The sequence below is a fragment of the Pseudomaricurvus alcaniphilus genome, assembly GCF_011440395.1.
Classification (GTDB): domain Bacteria; phylum Pseudomonadota; class Gammaproteobacteria; order Pseudomonadales; family Cellvibrionaceae; genus Pseudomaricurvus; species Pseudomaricurvus alcaniphilus.
Genome location: NZ_JAAOIX010000001.1, coordinates 899,626 through 917,934, shown reverse-complemented (window position 1 = coordinate 917,934; position 18,309 = coordinate 899,626). Strand labels below are relative to the sequence as shown.

General features: G+C 56.4%; 15 protein-coding genes. 10 read left to right on the top strand and 5 right to left on the bottom strand.

Annotated features, from left to right (window positions below):
* Positions 1–224 precede the first annotated feature (224 nt).
* The 5 genes from G8764_RS03945 to G8764_RS03925 all read left to right on the top strand — a co-directional run bounded on the left by G8764_RS03945 (position 225) and on the right by G8764_RS03925 (position 6,264).
* On the top strand, positions 225–1,943 hold the full coding sequence (locus tag G8764_RS03945; protein WP_166162047.1) for an FAD-dependent oxidoreductase: 1,719 nt from the start codon (positions 225–227) through the stop codon (positions 1,941–1,943).
* A gap of 147 nt (positions 1,944–2,090) precedes the next feature.
* On the top strand, positions 2,091–3,641 hold the full coding sequence (locus tag G8764_RS03940; protein ID WP_243748544.1) for an FAD-dependent oxidoreductase: 1,551 nt from the start codon (positions 2,091–2,093) through the stop codon (positions 3,639–3,641).
* A gap of 2 nt (positions 3,642–3,643) precedes the next feature.
* Positions 3,644–4,282 carry a nuclear transport factor 2 family protein gene (locus tag G8764_RS03935; protein ID WP_166162045.1) on the top strand — a complete coding sequence of 213 codons (639 nt, stop codon included), beginning with the start codon at positions 3,644–3,646 and terminating at the stop codon, positions 4,280–4,282.
* 13 nt (positions 4,283–4,295) lie between these two features.
* A complete protein-coding gene (locus G8764_RS03930; RefSeq protein WP_166162043.1) occupies positions 4,296–5,360 on the top strand; it encodes an alkene reductase in 1,065 nt (354 codons plus the stop codon).
* Between the two features lie 34 nt (positions 5,361–5,394).
* Complete coding sequence (locus tag G8764_RS03925; RefSeq protein WP_166162041.1) at positions 5,395–6,264, top strand: amidohydrolase family protein; 870 nt, start codon at positions 5,395–5,397, stop codon at positions 6,262–6,264.
* A 135-nt stretch (positions 6,265–6,399) separates the two neighbouring features.
* On the opposite strand, the gene G8764_RS03920 is transcribed toward G8764_RS03925, so the two are convergent.
* On the bottom strand, positions 6,400–6,858 hold the full coding sequence (locus G8764_RS03920) for a MaoC family dehydratase (RefSeq protein ID WP_166162039.1): 459 nt from the start codon (positions 6,856–6,858) through the stop codon (positions 6,400–6,402).
* Between the two features lie 296 nt (positions 6,859–7,154).
* Here G8764_RS03920 and G8764_RS03915 point away from each other — a divergent pair, with 296 nt between their 5' ends.
* The 3 genes from G8764_RS03915 (at position 7,155) to cls (ending at position 10,584) form a co-directional block, all read left to right on the top strand.
* Entirely contained in the window at positions 7,155–7,919 is a 765-nt protein-coding gene (locus G8764_RS03915) for an SDR family oxidoreductase (RefSeq protein ID WP_166162037.1), read from the top strand.
* A 376-nt stretch (positions 7,920–8,295) separates the two neighbouring features.
* On the top strand, positions 8,296–8,892 hold the full coding sequence (locus G8764_RS03910) for a nuclear transport factor 2 family protein (RefSeq protein ID WP_166162035.1): 597 nt from the start codon (positions 8,296–8,298) through the stop codon (positions 8,890–8,892).
* A gap of 252 nt (positions 8,893–9,144) precedes the next feature.
* On the top strand, positions 9,145–10,584 hold the full coding sequence (cls, locus tag G8764_RS03905; protein ID WP_166162033.1) for a cardiolipin synthase: 1,440 nt from the start codon (positions 9,145–9,147) through the stop codon (positions 10,582–10,584).
* 328 nt (positions 10,585–10,912) lie between these two features.
* On the opposite strand, the gene G8764_RS03900 is transcribed toward cls, so the two are convergent.
* The 3 genes from G8764_RS03900 to G8764_RS03890 form a co-directional block, all read right to left on the bottom strand.
* Entirely contained in the window at positions 10,913–11,758 is an 846-nt protein-coding gene (locus G8764_RS03900) for a DODA-type extradiol aromatic ring-opening family dioxygenase (RefSeq protein ID WP_166162032.1), read from the bottom strand.
* Positions 11,759–11,809: 51 nt separating this feature from the next.
* Positions 11,810–12,757, bottom strand: a complete 948-nt coding sequence (locus tag G8764_RS03895; protein ID WP_166162030.1) for a glutathione S-transferase family protein — start codon at positions 12,755–12,757, stop codon at positions 11,810–11,812.
* A gap of 80 nt (positions 12,758–12,837) precedes the next feature.
* Complete coding sequence (locus G8764_RS03890) at positions 12,838–13,329, bottom strand: DoxX family protein (protein WP_166162028.1); 492 nt, start codon at positions 13,327–13,329, stop codon at positions 12,838–12,840.
* A gap of 174 nt (positions 13,330–13,503) precedes the next feature.
* Here G8764_RS03890 and G8764_RS03885 point away from each other — a divergent pair, with 174 nt between their 5' ends.
* Positions 13,504–14,427, top strand: a complete 924-nt coding sequence (locus G8764_RS03885; RefSeq protein ID WP_166162026.1) for a LysR family transcriptional regulator — start codon at positions 13,504–13,506, stop codon at positions 14,425–14,427.
* A gap of 314 nt (positions 14,428–14,741) precedes the next feature.
* On the opposite strand, the gene rnk is transcribed toward G8764_RS03885, so the two are convergent.
* The gene (gene rnk, locus G8764_RS03880) at positions 14,742–15,155 is read right to left on the bottom strand and encodes a nucleoside diphosphate kinase regulator (RefSeq protein WP_166162024.1); all 414 of its coding nucleotides are present in this window, start codon (positions 15,153–15,155) and stop codon (positions 14,742–14,744) included.
* Positions 15,156–15,573: 418 nt separating this feature from the next.
* Between rnk and acnA the strand changes: the two genes are divergently transcribed.
* Positions 15,574–18,294: an aconitate hydratase AcnA gene (acnA, locus tag G8764_RS03875; RefSeq protein ID WP_166162022.1), complete on the top strand. Its 2,721-nt coding sequence runs from the start codon at positions 15,574–15,576 to the stop codon at positions 18,292–18,294.
* The last annotated feature ends 15 nt before the right edge of the window (positions 18,295–18,309 follow it).

Below are 18,309 nucleotides of genomic sequence, written 5' to 3'. Positions count from 1 at the left end.
CATTTTGGGCCGCGATTTGAGCTGTGGTGGGCCGCTGTTCGCAGCTGCCAGGGGGGCGCTAAAAACGTAACGCATTTGGATTAAACGGCCCGGAAAGCTTGCGATTGGAATTTTTTTTTATGGTAGCTTAGGAATGCAAGCAACAGACTGCTGCTTAGTGCCCAAAAGAATTTCACAGCCCCGAGTTATTAGCAAATAAAGTTTTCGAAAGTAGAGACACGAGTATGACGGATCAGAAAATGCAACCCTGGGACCACAGTGTCGATGTCATTGTGGTCGGCTCTGGCAACGGTGGTTTGACCGCGGCGCTGAGTAATTACGAAATGGGCAGCCGCGATGTCCTGGTCATCGAAAAGGCCGAAAAAATCGGCGGCACCAGTGCCACCTCTGGCGGCGGCATCTGGATTCCCTGCAGTCATTACGCCCGGGAATGCGGCGCCGAGGATTCCCTGGAGGAAGCTCGGGAGTACCTCGAGCACACACTGGCGGGCGAGGATATACCACCGGAACTGGTGGATGCCTACCTGGCTAACGGCCCGAAAATGTTGCAATTCCTGCATGATCGCACCCGGGTGCGCTATGAATCCCTCGATCACTATCCGGACTACTACTCCAATTTACCCGGCGCCAAGCCCGGTCATCGCTCGCTGGAACCGGCCCCCATCAACGCCTCGGAACTGGGTAAAGAGCACAAAAAGATGACCTACAGCCATCACATGATGCGCCTGTTCGGGGTGATTCATTTTACCCAGGTGGAAGCCCAGGTATTAATGCTGCAGATGCCCGGCTGGATCAAGATTGTATTGGGCCAATTGTTCAAGTACCTGATCGATATTCCCTGGCGCCTGCAGTCGCGCATTTCCCGTCGCCTGTGTTGCGGTGCAGCCGGTATAGCACGTTTGTTTTTGTCGGCAAAAGATCGGCAGATTCCCATTTGGTTCAACAGCCCCATGGAGGATTTGATCGCCGAGAATGGCCGGGTGGTGGGCGCGATCGTCATCCGGGATGGCCAGCGGCTGCGGGTGCAGGCGCGCAAGGCCGTGGTGCTGGCCGCCGGCGGCTTTGAGCACAACCAGCAGATGCGGGAACAATATTTGCCCAAGCCCACCAACACCGAGTGGAGTGCCGGGGTGCGCACCAATACCGGCGACCCGCTGCGCGCCGGCTTGAAGCTGGGTGCAGCCACCCGTCTGCTCAACAGCGCCTGGTGGACTACGACTCTGTGCGTGCCGGACGAACCGGCCCCGCGACTGAGTATCATGGAGAAATCTTTCCCCGGTTCCTGCGTAGTCAATCGCGCCGGGGCACGCTTTGCCAACGAGTCACAAAACTACATGGCGTTCCAGAAGCGTTTGTTTGAAGCCCACAGCGACGCCAATCCCTGCGCCCCCGCCTATCATATTTTCGACGCCCGCTTTCGCCGCAACTACATGGCGGGGCCGCTGATGACCTCGTCGCTAAAACCGGACTGGACCATTCCGCGCAAGTGGTTTGACAGTGGCTTTGTCGCCAGGGCCGACACCATAGAGGAACTGGCGCAGAAAATGGGTATCGATGTGGCGGGCCTGAAAACCACCATCGAGAAAATGAACCGCTTTGCAGAAACCGGCAAGGACGAGGATTTCCAGCGCGGTGATTCCGCCTACGATCGCTATTATGCCGACCCGAACATCAAGCCCAACCCTTGCCTGGCGCCCATTAATGAGCCGCCTTATTACGCCATGCGCATCGAAGCGGGGGATTTCGGTACCCAGGGTGGGTTGGCAACCGATGTCAATGCCCAGGTGTTGAAGGATTCCGGCGAAGTGATCGACGGTCTGTACGCTATTGGCAACTGCTCGGCGGCGATACTCTCAACCTATCCCGGCCCCGGCGCCACCCTGGGACCGGCCATGACCATGGCCTACCAGGCCGCCAAACACATCAATAACTTTCAGGATTGAAATTCAGCCATGTCGATGCTGCGCTACTTTGGCGAAGAAATCAGCAGACCGGAAAAAGCAATAGGAATGAATCAATCCACCGTATTGCACCCCGGTTGGTTTTGCTAGTGTAGTCACAGTAACCCGCGAGCTCTCAGGAACCTGCAAATGACAGAAATGAAAACCAAACCCACCCGGCCGCTCAAGGCCAGCGAAGTTGCCCGTTGGGATCGGCAAACCGATGTCGCGGTGGTCGGTTTTGGCGGAGCGGGTGCCTGTGCAGCGATCGAGGCCCACGACGCTGGCGCCAGGGTCACCATCTTTGAGCTGGCGTCGGCCGCAGGTGGCTCCACCGCACTGTCGTCGGCGGAGATCTATATGGGTGGTGGGGAAGGCACTCGAGTACAGCAAGCCTGCGGTTGGCACGACAGCGACCGGGATATGTTCGAGTACCTGAAGGCCAGCGCCGGGCCCCAGGCGGATGACGCCAAGATTCGCGCCTACGTGGCCGGCAGCGCCGAGCATTTTAACTGGCTGGTGGACAAGGGCGTACCGTTCAAGGATAGCGAATACCGGCAGCGCGCCATGATGGCCCTGACCGACGACTGCCTGTTGTTTACCGGCAGCGAAAAGGCCTGGCCATTTGCGCAGCTGGCCAAACCCTGCCCCCGCGGTCACAACCTGGAAGTGGAGGGTGACAATGGCGGGCCGCTGTTTATGCAGATCATGAGCGACAATGTCAGCCAGCGGGGCATCGAAGTGGAATTCAACGCCCGGGCGCTGACCCTGATCGTCGATGATCACAGCGGTCGAGTCTGCGGTCTGGTGGTGCGCATCGACATGCAGGAGCACTTCGTCAAGGTCAACAAGGGCGTGGTTCTCTGCAATGGCGGTTTCGCCATGAACGAACCGATGTTGAAAAAGTATGCCCCTGGACTTATGCGTTGTTCCATGCCGATTGGCAATCCCGGCGATACCGGTACCGGTATTCTGATGGGACTCGGCGTGGGTGCGGCGGCCATCAATATGCACGAGGGCTTTGTCAGCCTGCCGTTCTATCCGCCCGCTTCGCTGACCTACGGCGTGTTGATTAACGCCCAGGGGCAGCGCTTTATCAACGAGGATTGCTATCACGGTCGGGTCGGTGCCTATGTGCTGCGGCAGCAGGGCGATCGGGTGTACCTGGTGTTTGGCTACGAAGATTACGGCGATTACGAACAGAATTCCTATCTCGGCGCCAGCGTGGCCGGCACTGGTGAAACCCTGGCGGAACTGGAAACTGAGCTGGGTTTGCCAGCGGGGCAGTTGCAACACAGCGTCGAATTTTACAATCGCCATGCCGAGCAGGGCCAGGACCCTTTGTTCCATAAAGCCAGTGAATGGTTGAAGCCGATATGCGCGCCCTATGTGGCGCTCGACTGTACGCCCGGACGCGGCGCCTACTTTCCCTATTTCACCCTCGGTGGCCTCGATACCTTGCCCAGTGGCGAAGTGTTAACCGCCGACGGTGACATTATTGCGGGGCTCTATGCCGCTGGCCGCACCGCCTGTGGTATCCCCCGCCGCGGTGAAGGCTACGCCTCGGGACTGTCGGTGGGGGACGCTACCTTCAGCGGCCGTATGGCCGGCCTGGCGGCGGCAGGCGCTGGCGGCACAGGTGACGCCGAACCCAAACCCGCCAATCCGGATTACGAACACGACCAGCAGAGGAAACCCTGATTATGGACACTGCTTTACTTGCCCGCATCGATCGCCTGGAATCGCTGGATGAAATCCGCCAGTTGGCGGCCAAATATTCGTTGTCGCTGGATATGCGCGACCTGGATGCCCACGTCAACCTGTTTGCCGAGGACATTCGTGTAAGTCGCGACCAGGTGGGTCGCGCCTACCTGAAGCGCTGGCTGGACGATACCCTGCGCTTGCAATTTACCGGCACCTCGCATCATATCGGCAACCATATTATCGAGTTTACCGACCCCGATCACGCCCACGGGGTGGTCTATTCCAAAAATGAGCACGAGACTCCCTGCGCCAACGGTGAGCGGGAGTGGGTCATCATGCAGATGCTGTACTGGGACGATTACGAACGCATGGACGGGCGCTGGTATTTTCGTCGCCGGCTGCCCTGTTACTGGTACGCCACCGATCTCAACAAGCCACCGGTGGGTGAGCACAAGATGCGCTGGCCCGATCGCGAAACCTACGACGGGGCCTGGCACGAACTCTGGCCCAGCTGGAAGGAGTTCTGGGCTAACCCGCCCGGAGACGGGCAGGCCGAGGTTGCCGCGCCAGCACCGCTGGAGCAGTTCCTGAGCACCATGCGCCGCAATGCCGAACTTCCCAAAATCAGAATACGTTAGGTGTGAAATCGCTATGAATCAATTTAAACACTTGTTGCAACCCCTGCAGCTGGGCGCGTTGACACTGAACAACCGTGTGGTTATGGCGCCCATGACCCGCTCCCGCGCCAGTGACGACGACCTGGTCAGTGACCTGCACGTCGACTATTACCGCCAGCGTGCCAGTGCCGGCATGATCATCACCGAAGGCGTTCACCCCAGCATCGATGGCAAGGGCTATTGCCGCACTCCGGGCATCTACAACAAGGACCAGATTCTTGCCTGGCGCCGGGTCACCGATGCGGTGCACCAGCGCGGTGGCACCATCGTCTGCCAGATCATGCACTGCGGTCGCGTCGGCAGCCCCTTGAATAAGGATCCCAAGGCGGAAACAGTGGCGCCTTCGGCCATCCGCTGCCGCGACCAGATCTTTACCGAACAGGGCATGCAGGATATGCCCACCCCGCGGGCGCTGACCAGCGCGGAAATCAGCGAGGTCATCGAGCAGTACCGGCAGGCCACAGAGAACGCCTTTGCAGCGGGCTTTGACGGGGTGGAGCTGCACGGTACCTCCGGCTACCTGCCGGCCCAGTTTTTGTCTACCGGTACCAACCAGCGCACCGATGAGTACGGCGGCAGCCTCGACAACCGCCTGCGCTTCGTGCTCGAAGTGCTGCAGGCCATGAGCTCGGTGCTCGGTGCTGAACGGGTGGGCTTGCGCATCTGTCCCGGCAACCCGTTCAATGATTTGCAGGACGATGATCCACGGCAAACCTTCAGTGCCCTGTTGGAAAAAATCAGTGAGATGCAGCTGGCCTATTTGCACGTGATTCGCATGCCGGCTGCGGGGCTCGATAACATCGCCCTGGCGCAAGAACACTTTCGCGGGCCGCTGATTGTCAATGACAGCTACGACGCCGCCGAGGCGGACCAGGTGCTGGCTGAGGCCGGGATCGCCGCGGTCTCCTTTGGCCGCAAGTACATTGCCAACCCGGATCTGGTGGAGCGGTTTGCCAGTGGTGGCCCGCTCAATAAACTCGATGCCTCGACCCTGTATACCCCGGGGCCTAAAGGCTTCACCGATTACCCAACCTTATAACTACACGCCTGCCCGGCAAACCGGAGAAAGACTTATGCCTATGCCCGAGAATATTGGCATCATCGACCTGATGTTGGCGGTGCCGAATAACGACACGTCCAACTTCTACGATTTTATCAAGCCCCTGCTGATGGATGACGAGAGCCGCACCATGATGAAAATGCCGGCCCAGTACATGTTCAAGGATGTACCCAAAACCGGCAAGCAGGACGATTACCTGGCTTACACCATTGCAAAAATGGATGAGTTTGGCATTGAAAAAGCCATGCTGGGGGTGGATGAAGATCAGTACGCATCGCAAAATGAGGCGGTACTGAAGCATCCGGATCGTTTCTTCGGCAGTTATGATTGCAACCCCAACAATGGCATGGAGGAAGTGCGCAAAATTCGCCGCCTGAAAGAGCAGTACGATATCAAGGCGGTCACCGCCTTCCCTAGCGGCCTGTGTCCGCAAGTACCGCTCAACGACAAGCGCTGGTACCCGATTTTTGTCGCCTGCGTGGATTTGGATATTCCGTTTTGTCCCTGTGTCGGCGTGCCTGGCCCGCGCATTCCCATGGGGCCGCAAAAGGTTGAGCACCTGGATGAAATCTGCTGGTTCTTCCCGGAGTTAAAGGTGGTTATGCGCCACGGTGCCGAACCCTGGACGGACCTGGCCTGGAAGCTGATGCTCAAGTACCCCAACCTGTATTACATGACCAGCGCTTTTGCGCCCAAGCACTACCCGGAAAATATTGTCAAATTTGCCAATACTCGGGGTGCGGACAAGATTATGTACGCGGGTTATTTCCCCATGGGGTTGTCGCTGGAGCGGATCTTCAAGGATATGCCGGAAGTGCCGTTCAAGGATGAGGTGTGGCCCAAGTTCTTGCGCGAGAATGCGCAGCGGGTGTTCAAAGTTTAAAAGCTGAATGGGTAAGCTTTTTCCGCTTAGTGGGCCTTAATCTATAGGGCCCCTGCGATATTCTTTGGCCAAGCAATTCAGAGTGAGGCGAACACGCAGTGTAAAGCTTTCTGCGTTTGGTTTGCAGTTTGAAATCTATGGATAGTAGAGGCTAATGGTGTCGATCAGGCATGCCGGTCGCTCTACTCCTTCAATTTCAACGGTGATGCGTACCACCGAGCGAATGCCACCTTTGGCCTCATCCACTTTGATGATTTCACCGCGACCGCGGACCCTTGAGTTGACTTTGACGGCGGAGGGAAAGCGAATATTCTCGGCGCCGTAGTTGACACCCATGGAGAAGTTTTCTACCTGCAGCATCTGTGGCAAAAACAAGTTGGCCAGTGACAGGGTCAGGTAGCCGTGGGCGATGGTGCCGCCAAATTCCGATTGTTGTGCTCGTGCTTCATCCACGTGGATCCACTGGTGATCGCCGGTGGCGTCAGCAAACTGGTTGATACGCTGTTGATCGATCACTACGTAGTCGGTGGGTCCAAGAAGGGTGCCTTCCTGGCCGAGCAGTGCGGATGGGTTGGGGTATGTTTTGGCTGTCATGATTACCTCTTGGCCGTGCCCGATGCATGTTTTTCCAATGTGTATTGCCAATGCGTGTTGCGTGGGATTTGTTGGAAATGATACCAGTTACAGCACCTTTAGAGGGGTGCTATAAAGGTTATGAATTTAGTCCGAATGCGGTAATGATCGAATTCTGTTCGGTGTTAATCTGGAATGGTTAAACTGCGGTAAATGGTTGCCAGCCCAGCTAGGTAATAGACAGCTAAGTAATAGACAGCTAAGTAATAGACAGCTAAGTAATAGAACGCTACTGGCAATTTCGGAGAGATTGCAATATGGGAAACTTTGAGAATAAAACCGTGATCGTGACTGGCGGTGGCGGCCATATTGGCCGAGCCATTGCGGTACATTATCTGCAGGCTGGTGCCAATGTGATTATCTGTGGTCGGCGGGAGCCCAAGGTGCCGGTCAGTGCCGGCACCAGGGAAGCGCTGTTCGTACAGGCCGATATCCGCGATCCGCTGCAATCACAACGTGTTGTCGACGCAGCTGTTAACCAGTTTGGTGGCCTCGATGTGCTGGTTAACAATGCCGGTGGCAGTCCCCCGGTGGCGGCCGCAGAAGCCAGTCCCGAATTGACTCAGAAGATCATCCAGTTAAATCTTGTGGCGCCGCTGGTGCTGGCGCAACAGGCTTACCGGGTTATGGCGGGCCAGCAGCAGGTGGGTAGTATCATCAATATTGCCAGTGTCAGTGGCACGCGCCCCTCACCGGGTACCGCGGCCTATGGCTCCGCCAAGGCGGGTTTGCTCAGTGCCACCAAATCCCTGGCACAGGAGTGGGGCCCGAAAGTACGTGTCAATGCCATTGTAGTGGGGCTGGTGCGTCATGATGCCGGAGTCGAGCACTACGGCGGTGAGGAAGGGTTTGCCCGGGTGGCCAATATGCTGCCACTGAAGCGTATGGCAGAACCGCAGGATATTGCAGACGCCTGTCTGTTTTTGTCTTCGGAGCAGGCGGCGTATATTTCTGGAGCCAGCCTGGAAGTGGATGGCGGCGGCGAAGCCCCGGTATTTTTGTACCTGGCCGCTAACAAGTAACCGATAGCCCGCGACCATAGGCTGTCCTAATTACCGCCTAAGCTAAGCGTCGTGCAGCCGGCACTATGTTAGGTCTGGCTTCGGGGGCTTGCTTTCAAGACCCTCGACAGCAGGGATGCTGTCGTGGAGCCTCCATGGATGGAATCTCGGCGAGTCTTGAAAGCAAGTCCCTGGAGCCAGGCCGGGAGCAAAGCTGCTGTCCCAAGGGCTACAGGGTATATGTTTACTATCGCCGATAGTTGGCTTATTCATAGGCGTAATTAGGTAGGCTGTTGATGAGTCGCCGGCTCGGTAATGCCGGCCCGTACCGCTGTGGTAATGGGGTTGAATAACGTTTTGGTGTTGAAAATTTTCGTTATAACAAAGGTTTATTTCTATGAGCACAGAAGTTGAGAAAGCAGCAGCTTTGACGAAAGCGGCGATGGGTATTAGTGAAGGTTTGCCGCTGGTTGCAGCCAGTGAAGGTGGTGTAGAGGAGTTGCGCCGCGACATACAGCGCTTGATGGATATGGAGGCGATCAAGCAAGTGAAGCACGCTTATTTTCGCTGTATCGATACCGCCAACTGGGACGAGCTTCATTCCGTTTGTCACCCCGAACTCAAAGTACATTATGTCGGCGGTGGCTACGAGTACAAAATGACGAGCAGGGAGGAGTTTCTCTTGGCTATGCAGATGGCGTTTCACAGTGAGGCGGTAACGCGTCACAACGGCGTTATGCCGGAAATCCAGATGCTGAGTGAGACCGAGGCGACCGGGATCTGGTATCTCTATGATCATTTCTGGTCGCTCAACGTCAATCAACTCACCGAAGGCACTGCCCTCTACTGGGATAGGTATGTGAAGTTGGATGGGCGTTGGGTTATCAAGGAGACCAGCTATCGACGCATCTATCAAATCAATCAGAAATTAACCGAGAAGCCTGGCCTGGCATCACATTATCTCGCTGACCATGGCAAGAAGTTGAATCGGTAAATCCCGGTGTAGCCCGGAACCAGGCTTGTCCCTATGGACGGGATTGTCTGGGCAAGCGGGTGGTGTATGGTGCATAATCATGGGGAGACCCAGCGAAGCTTGACGAGTGGCAGGCGCCGCCGCTGCGGCACACCCCACAACCTGGCGCCCGCAGAAGTGTCCAGGTTGATGAAATAATCAAACAAGCGCATTGACCCGGGAAGTATCCTCATCATCACTGGGCGCATCACCAACCAGGGGGCTCGGCTAAATTTGCTACTTCAGGCGCTGGCAATCCTTCACACAATAACCGTGATCGTATTCTCGATTCGAATTCTGCTGCGCGATAATCTATCGTCTTCCGCTCGCCTGGCATGGTTTATGGTCATGCTGTTTGCGCCCTATGTCGGGGTCATCCTGTATTTGCTGTTTGGCGAAATCAGCCTTGGTCGAACAGTTCATCGACGGCACGATGAGATCTTTGCCAAATTGCGTACGCTGGCAGCAGGGTCGCTGGGCAGTTGTGCCAGGAATCTCGAAGGCAATGTCGAGACTGAATACCAGACCGCTTTCCGAGCCGCGTCGGTTGACGGCTTTGGCACGACTCTGGGCAACAAAGCCGAGTTGCTACCTGACGCTGCAATTGCTCGCTCGCGACTTATCGAAGATATCGACAATGCCACAGAGAGCGTTCAATGCCTGTACTACATTTGGCTGGACGACAACACGGGTCGAAGTGTTGCGCAGGCACTTGTGCGAGCAACCAGGCGTGGTGTTGCGGTTCATGCGATGGCGGACGGGCTTGGTTCCCGCAAGTTTGTGCACTCGAAGCATTGGCGGGCGATGCGGGTCGCTGGGGTGAAGCTGTCTGTGGCGCTGCCGGTGAAGTGGGTTGTTGATACGATACTGTTCAGCCGGCTGGATTTACGCAACCACCGCAAGATTACGGTTATCGATAATTGTATAACCTGGTGCGGAAGCCAGAACTGTGCAGATCCCGAGTTTTCAGTAAAGGCGAAATACGGGCCATGGGTAGACATCATGTTGCGGCTGCAAGGACCGGTTGCCGCTCAGAGCCAACTGCTGTTCGCATCGGACTGGTTGCTCAATAGCGGTGAGGAAGTTCCGGAGTCTTTTGCGATGAAGGCGAAGGAAATCGAGGGTGGTTTTCCAGCCCAGCTCTTCGCTGACGGACCGACCGATCGTCGCGGATCAACGCCGCAATTGTTCGCCACACTGTTGGCATTGGCCAGGAAAGAAGTTGTCATCTCGACACCGTACTTCGTTCCCAGTTCAACCGTCCTCGACGCAATTTGTGCCGCTGCCTTTCGCGCTATCGACGTCACTATGATTTTTCCGAAACGTAATGACTCCTGGGTCGTTGCCGCTGCCAGCCACAGTTATTACCGGCAACTTTTGGAGCACGGGGTGAGGATATTTGAGTTTCGTGACGGCTTGCTTCACTCCAAGACCTTTACCATTGATCGTCGATTGTCGTTAATTGGCTCAACCAATCTTGACCTCCGCAGTTTCGATTTAAACTATGAGAATGACATTTTGTTGCGCGATGGCCACATGACGCAGTTGATTTATGATCGACAACAGGAGTACATAGCCCAGTCTGATTCGGTGACGCTGGAAGACGTTAATGCATGGACCTATCATCGCCGCATATGGAACAATGTCGTGGCGACGATCGGGCCGATTCTCTAGTGTCCTGGGTCAGGTATTCGATCGCCGTATCAAAAAGGGCTCGTGGCGCTGCCCAGCTGTTTGCCTTGTCACGTAGATGGGCGACCAGTCCCGCCTGGGGTTCAAGATCATTCCAACAAACAACCTCAAGTAACGACAGGATACGCTTGTGTCTTTGGGGCTTCTGGTCAGCTTTGAGGCTAAAGTGACGCCATTTTTGGACCTTAAGCTCAGAGACAAATGACAGATCGGCCTGAATGGATTTGAAATGCCCCAACAGGGCAATAGCAACAACCAGAGGGCTGCAACATCGCTGCCCGTCCATGGCGGCATGAAAGTAGTGATCAAGTCAGGTGTAGGAGCTATACCATAATATTTCCGGGTGGCTCAGGCGATTGGACCAGCAATACATGCTGGTTTGCTTCCCCATTATGGTCGCCGAAATATGATCATCGCTGGCCTCGCTGGCCATGCCGTAACACACATGTAGCGGTAGCAGGTGCTCCTCCCGGGGGTGGCAAAATCGGGCGTGGGGTGCCTGCGCCCAGTGGAGCAAACGATGGCAACGCTCGGCTTCCGCCAGCGTTGAATTAGTGCAGGTGTCCTCTAGCCAGTCTTCGAATGCCTGATTTTTGGTTTGGATCTCAGGGGTATGGGGCGCAAAAAATATCTGTAAATTGTGAAACGTGAAGCCGGAGCCGATCACCAACAGGTTGTCGTAATCCAGTGTCCGCAGGGCGCTACCTATGGCCAGGTGGGTTTGCGGATGGAGATTATTCACCAGCGACAGTTGCACGCAGGGAATATCTGCCTCCGGATACATCAGCTTCAATGGCACGAACACGCCATGGTCGAAGCCGCGATCAGCGTCGGACTGCGCGGCAATGCCCGCATCTGCCAACGCATTGAATACCTGCTGTGCCAGCTCTGGTGCACCGGGGCAGGGGTACTGAATCTCATAGGACTCGGCCGGGAACCCGGAGTAATCGTAGATCAGTCCCGGTGTCAGGCCTGAGGTGATGGTCGGGAGTGGCGCTTCCCAGTGGGCACTGATCACCAGTATGGCGGACGGTCTGGGCAGTCGGCCTGCCAGTTCCTGCAGGTGTACGACCATTTCCTGGTGGTTGGGGTCGTCCAGCAAGGGCATGGGGCCGCCGCCGTGGGAGATAAAGAGTATTTGTGTGGAGGGATTCATATTGGCATTCCACCTGGTGATTTCACGAATGGGTGCGCTCGACAGTTCCGCTCAGATCGACGCCGGTCCAACTGGCACGATCCCTGTGGGGTTCAACGCCTTGATCGAATAGTACCCCGCCTTGATGTGATCCAGGTTGACCGTGTCGGCGATGCCGTTGAGTGCATAGATCCGGTGCATGTAAGCGTGCAGTGCAGGCATACCACTGAGGTGGTTGCGGTTGCACTTGAAGAGGCCGTGATAGGCGGCGTCAAAACGCACCAGCGTCACGAACAGGCGCACGTCGGTTTCGGTCAGGCGCTCGCCGAACAGGAAGGGGCGGCCGTCCGCCAGCCGCGACTCCATTTCATCCAGGGCTGAAAACACCTGGTGATAAGCCTCTTCGTAGGCCTGTTGGCTGGTGGCAAAGCCCGCCTGATAGACGCCATTGTTGAGGTCGGAATAGAGGTATTGGTTTAGGGCATCGATATCGCCGGCCAGGTCTGCCGGATACAGGTCCGGTCCCGGGCGACCAAAGTCATCGAAAGCACTGTTCAACATCCGCAATATATCGGCGGATTCATTGTTGACGATGGTGCGGGTCTGCTTGTCCCACAACACGGGGACGGTGGCACGACCGGTAAATTGGGGGTCGGCACGGGTATAGAGATCATGGACGTAACGGGCGCCGTTGAGTTCATCCTCGTCGGCACCGGGGATACCGCCAAACTGCCAGCCTTCAGCCGTCAGACGGGGGTTCACTACTGTCACTCCTATCAGGTCGGTTAGCTGTTTCAGTTGCCGCACCATCAGGGCACGCGATGCCCAGGGGCAGATGTAGGCCACATACAGATGATAGCGGTCTTTCTCCGCCTTAAAGCCGCCGTCGCCGGTCGGTCCCGGCGATCCATCCGGGGTAATCCAGTGGCGAAACGAAGACGTCTGTCGGATAAATCGGCCGTCCTTGTCCTCAGCCTGCACCGGCTGCCAGTTTTCTTTCCAGGCTCCATTGATAAGCATATTGTGCTCCTCTTGGGTGAGTTGACGCCCCGATACTCAGATCGGGGCTGTCGGGATGATGGGTGGTTGCGGAGCGCGGATTAAGCGGCAGAACCTGCGGTGGCTATGGCCTCGGCCGGGCGATCCTCGGCAAAACGTTGTTGCAGCAGGTTGTCGACGGAAAAGCGTCCCGCTCCCTGGATCGTCAGGGCAAGAGTTGCCGCCAGCAGAGTCAATCCGTATTCGTAACCGTTGTTGGCCATGAACAGGCCGTTGCCCGCATGTACAGCGAAAATGGCTACCAGCATGGTGAAAGCGGCGACGAACGCTGCGGGGCGGGTCAGCAGACCCAGGATCAGGGCGATGCCTCCGAAGAATTCAGCACTACCGGCCAGCAAGGCCATCAGGTAGCCCGGCTCCAGGCCGATACTGGCCAGCCACTGGCCAGTGCCCTCCAGGCCGTAGCCGCCGAACCAGCCGAACAGCTTCTGGGCACCGTGAGCTGCCAGGATAAGGCCCACCGGCACGCGCAGCAGCAGCGCCGCGAAACCGCCTGTGGTAGTGAACAATGATTGAGCCAGTGTTTTTTTCATGAGTGAGTCCTCGAATATTGGTTGGATTGGGGTTCCCTGAGCCGCGTGATTCGCTGTGGCTGCAGAGCTTGGGGTTACTTTACTTGTTACAAAATTAAACAATAAGAGGCTTCTTGTTGGATAATTATCAATGTATTATTGATAATAATTGCCAAGCCATTCCTGGAGCCCCCCATGGACCGCATTGATGCCATGCGAGCCTTCGTTACCGTGGTGGCGGAGGGTACCTTTACCCGGGCCGCGGAGCGGCTCGACCTATCCCCGCAGTTGGTGAGCAAGTATGTGTCGCAATTGGAAGAGCGACTCGGCGTGCGCCTGCTCAATCGCACCACCCGCAAGGTGCACCTGACCGAAGCCGGTACCCGTTACACCCCGCATGCGCAACAGGTTCTCGACGATATCGACGACATGGAGAGCGCTTTGGGTGAGTTGCAGGAGGGTGCACGCGGACGCCTGCGCGTCAGTGCGCCTGTCTCCTTTGCACTGCATCACCTGGCACCGCTGCTGTGCGATTTCCAGCGTGCGCACCCGGCAGTGGCGATCGATTTGCAACTGAGCGACCGCAAGGTCGATATCGTGGAAGAAGGCTTTGATATTGCGCTTCGCATCGGTCACCTGAAGAGTTCCTCGCTGATCGCAAAACTCATTGGTCCCGTGCGACTGGTGATCTGCGCATCTGCGGAATATCTGGCTCGGCACGGTACGCCAATGCGGCCCGAGGAGCTAAAAGATCATCGCTATTTACGCTACACCTATATGGAGCAGGAGACCAATGTGTCGCTGTTCGAACGGCTCTATTCAGGTGCACGCAGTGAAAGCGGCGATCTGGTCAGCAATAATGGCGATGTGCTGGTGCAGGCCGCCATCCTGGGAGCCGGTATCACCATACAGCCAACTTTTATTGTCGGCGCCGCCATTGCCGCTGGAAAGCTTCAGGTGATCCTGCCGGACTATGAGCCAGAACCCATGGGGTTGTACGCGGTGTATGCCCATCGAAAATTGCTGGCCAGCAAGGTGCGATGCTTTGTTGATTTTATGGATGGTTATTTCGGCGATCCGCCCTATTGGGATGAGTTCGAGGGAAAGTCGGGTGAGTGACTGTAACCCCCTGTATCGGGTCTGCTGCCGAAATCAGATGGGCTTCCTCCACCGGAAACGAAACTCCATTGCAGCGTATACCGGAACAGACCACTCACCGATTCCGGTGCATACTGGATGCTCGTTCCAGCCTGTGCTGGTCACGAATCGCCGTCTTTCAACAGGTGATAATACGTTTATAGGGGCAAGGGCGCCATAGGGGGTAACGGCGCCATAATAGGGGGTGACGGCGCTGTGCACCAGGGTAATTGGCGCGCCGCTGTACGGAACAGATCTACTCGATTGTCACCTATACACTGTTCATTTATTTTACTTTATCGATGGAACTCGCCAGCCCTCTCAGGTTGGTAAATAACCTCTTGAATTTTTACTTTAAGAAGACCGCCACCGGGTTTTGGCCATTCGATTTCATCGCCCTGAGACAGGCCGAGTAGCGCACTGCCTACCGGTGCCAGAATGGATATCTTCTTGCCGCTGGAGTCAACATCTTTTGGGTAAACAAGTGTTAATTCGAATTCTTCCTTGGTAGATTCGATAACAAATTTTACTGTGGAATTCATAGTCACTATTGTCGGAGGGACCAACTCAGGAGTCACTACATTGGCCCGCCCGAGCTCCGACTCCAGTTCGGCTTTTCCCGCAAAGCTGTTTTTCGGTAAGGATTCAATTAAGTTATAGAGTCTATCTGCATCTAACGTAGAGATAGTTATTTCCGGTCTTGTATTCATTTCTGTTCTCAAAAAGTTAAATTAATTCTTAGTTGACGTCTGTTTCAGCATTCAACTACTGCGTTAGCCTTGTTTGGCGTCAAAAATATCGCTTTACCATTTAGGCGTTAAGCAGCCAGCGGTTCTCGACCTCCGCCCGAAAGCTGACTGTAGCAGATTCTGTTTTATTTGATAGTGGATGTAGTTGGGGCCGTATAATATTAAGGCCGAATCCAATTTTCATGTGTATTTAATGACGGGTTTGTTGAACATTGAGCGCTTTATTATTGCGCGTAATTCTGATGCCAATACTTGCCGCTCAACTCATCGGTCTAGTACTCTACCTCACAGGACGAGACAAGGTGTCAGCCCCGTCGGTGTAGGTTCCACGGCCCGGTTAGATCAGTTCTGAGACCATTCCCGGTAAAGGAGATAGAGTATGACGAGTGATCCATTAGGTATTGTCGCAACCATGGCAACCGCATCGACAAAAGCGCAATTTGTCAGTCTCACCAAGGTGGCCGATAAATTTGGCGCAGATGTGGCGCGACTCCCTTGCACCGTCAAAATTCTGCTGGAAAATATCGCCCGGCGGGCCGGAGGCCGGGATGTGTCGCTGGCAGACGTAGAGGCACTCGCGCAGTGGCCCCATGGCGCCGAAGCGTCTATCGCGTTTATGCCGGCTCGGGTGCTGATGCAGGATTTCACCGGCGTTCCGGCCGTAGTGGACCTGGCGGCCATGAGAAGTGCAGTAGCTCGAGCCGGCGGTGATCCACTGAAGGTCAATCCTTTCGTTCCGGTTGACCTGGTTATTGACCACTCGGTACAGGTCGATCGATTTGGCAGCGCCGATGCCTACGCCACTAACCTGGAGTGGGAATACCGTCGCAACCGGGAACGCTACGGGCTGCTCAATTGGGCCCAGCAGGCCTTTGACGGCTTTCGTGTGGTGCCTCCTGGAATGGGTATCTGTCATCAGGTCAATCTCGAACATCTGGGCCGCGTCGTTATCGAACGTGACGGCTGGGTATTTCCCGATACTTTAGTGGGGACCGATTCACACACTCCCATGATCAATGGCCTCGGTGTGCTGGGCTGGGGGGTAGGCGGCATCGAGGCCGAAGCGGCTATGCTCGGCCAACCGATGTTCCTGCCGAAACCTGTGGTGCTCGGGGTCAGGACGCACGGCACACTGCCGCCCGGAACAACCGCGACCGACCTGGTCCTGACGCTCGCTCAGATTCTCAGGGCGCACGGCGTGGTGGGTAAATTTGTCGAGTTTTTTGGGTCGGGACTGAGCTCCCTGAGCATTGCAGATCGAGCCACCCTGGCGAATATGTCGCCGGAGTTCGGCGCGACAGCCACGCTTTTTCCCGTCGATTCAAACACCCTGGCGTATCTGCGTCTCACCGGGCGTGGCGACTGCGTCGATCTGGTCGAACGCTATACCCGAGAGCAGGGTTTATTCCGGACCGACGACGCAGTCGAGCCGAATTTCAGCGAAGTCCTCGACCTCGATTTGAGCAAGGTTGAACCCAGCGTCGCCGGACCGAAACGGCCACAGGACCGGGTAGCGCTGGCCAGCGTCAGGCAGTCGTTCCAGTCCCTCCTGGACGGCGCAGCTGGCGAGGTGAATTCGAACGAAATCGCGCGGCTCAACGCCGAAGGCTGTACAGAGGCCGGCGAGTCTCCCAGGGCCGCGCCGGAGCAGTTGCAGCGGCCCGACGCCGCTGCATCAGTGACCGACGGGTCGGTTGTCATTGCCGCCATTACCAGTTGCACCAACACCTCGAACCCGTCGGTTATGATTGCCGCCGGATTGCTGGCTCGCAAGGCTGTCGAAGCTGGCTTGCAGTGCCGGCCCTGGGTAAAGACGTCACTGGCGCCGGGTTCGCGGGTGGTCACCCAATACCTGGATAAAGCGGGCCTCACCCCCTATCTCGAAAAGCTGGGTTTTAACCTGGTAGGCTATGGCTGCACGACCTGTATCGGCAACTCCGGTCCGTTGCCGGAAGAGATCGCCGAGGCGGTGAGCAGCAAGAAGCTGGCTGTAGCTGCCGTGTTGTCGGGCAATCGAAATTTCGAGGGTCGCATACACAGCCAGGTCAAGGCCAGTTACCTGGCTTCGCCGCCGCTGTGTGTGGCCTATGCTCTGGTGGGTACAGTATTGTGCGACCTGAGCGTCGATCCGTTGGGGACTGACCAGCGTGGAAACCCTGTTTATTTGAAGGACATCTGGCCGACCGCTGCGGAGATCGAAGCCCAGGTGGCCGCAGCGGTGAGTTCAGAGCAATTTGATTTGGAATACGGTCGAATTTTCGAAGGTGATGAAAAGTGGAAGAGCATGCCCGCGCCTGCCGGGGCATTGTTCGATTGGACCGATGATTCGACCTACGTGCGTGAGCCGCCATTCTTTATGGATATTGCCGACACTCCGCCACCGCTGGCTGATATCCAGCAGGCACGGGCGCTGGCGGTGCTTGGAGACTCGATCACCACCGATCACATTTCGCCGGCTGGCACCATCGCCGTTGACTCTACTGCCGGAGAGTACCTGGTCGCACATAACATACCTGCAGAGGAGTTTAACAGCTTCGGTTCCCGGCGCGGTAACCACGAAGTGATGATACGTGGCACATTCGGCAATATTCGTTTACGCAACTCCATGGTGCCCGGCGTAGAGGGCCCCTGGACTATACACGTGCCCAGCGGCGAGCAGTTGACGATTTATGACGCCGCAATGCGTTATATACAGGCGGGCACTCCACTGGTGGTCATCGCGGGACAGGAGTACGGCTCGGGCAGTTCCCGCGATTGGGCGGCCAAAGGTGCGGCGTTATTGGGTATCAAGGCAATTATTGCCGAGAGCTATGAACGCATCCACCGCAGCAATCTGGTCTGTATGGGTGTCCTGCCGTTGCAATTTAAGGATGGCGATTCGGCGCAGTCGCTGCACCTTAGCGGCGACGAAACCTTCACCATCACCGGCATCGGTAACGGCATTGAGCCGCATCAAACGGTTAAAGTGTCCGTGACTCGGCCCGACGCCTCTCAAACAACATTCGATACGCTGGTGCGAATAGACGCGCCTGCGGAGGTCGATTACTTTGTGAATGGCGGTATTCTGCAGATGGTTTTGCGTCAATTGTTGCCGACCTGATGGCGGCCTCGCGGG

Coding starts and splice junctions, on each gene's coding strand:
- G8764_RS03945 (WP_166162047.1), top strand. CDS start 225: ATGACGGATCAGAAAATGCAACCCTGGGACCACAGTGTCGATGTCATT.
- G8764_RS03940 (WP_243748544.1), top strand. CDS start 2,091: ATGACAGAAATGAAAACCAAACCCACCCGGCCGCTCAAGGCCAGCGAA.
- G8764_RS03935 (WP_166162045.1), top strand. CDS start 3,644: ATGGACACTGCTTTACTTGCCCGCATCGATCGCCTGGAATCGCTGGAT.
- G8764_RS03930 (WP_166162043.1), top strand. CDS start 4,296: ATGAATCAATTTAAACACTTGTTGCAACCCCTGCAGCTGGGCGCGTTG.
- G8764_RS03925 (WP_166162041.1), top strand. CDS start 5,395: ATGCCTATGCCCGAGAATATTGGCATCATCGACCTGATGTTGGCGGTG.
- G8764_RS03920 (WP_166162039.1), bottom strand. CDS start 6,858: ATGACAGCCAAAACATACCCCAACCCATCCGCACTGCTCGGCCAGGAA.
- G8764_RS03915 (WP_166162037.1), top strand. CDS start 7,155: ATGGGAAACTTTGAGAATAAAACCGTGATCGTGACTGGCGGTGGCGGC.
- G8764_RS03910 (WP_166162035.1), top strand. CDS start 8,296: ATGAGCACAGAAGTTGAGAAAGCAGCAGCTTTGACGAAAGCGGCGATG.
- G8764_RS03900 (WP_166162032.1), bottom strand. CDS start 11,758: ATGAATCCCTCCACACAAATACTCTTTATCTCCCACGGCGGCGGCCCC.
- G8764_RS03895 (WP_166162030.1), bottom strand. CDS start 12,757: ATGCTTATCAATGGAGCCTGGAAAGAAAACTGGCAGCCGGTGCAGGCT.
- G8764_RS03890 (WP_166162028.1), bottom strand. CDS start 13,329: ATGAAAAAAACACTGGCTCAATCATTGTTCACTACCACAGGCGGTTTC.
- G8764_RS03885 (WP_166162026.1), top strand. CDS start 13,504: ATGGACCGCATTGATGCCATGCGAGCCTTCGTTACCGTGGTGGCGGAG.
- rnk (WP_166162024.1), bottom strand. CDS start 15,155: ATGAATACAAGACCGGAAATAACTATCTCTACGTTAGATGCAGATAGA.
- acnA (WP_166162022.1), top strand. CDS start 15,574: ATGACGAGTGATCCATTAGGTATTGTCGCAACCATGGCAACCGCATCG.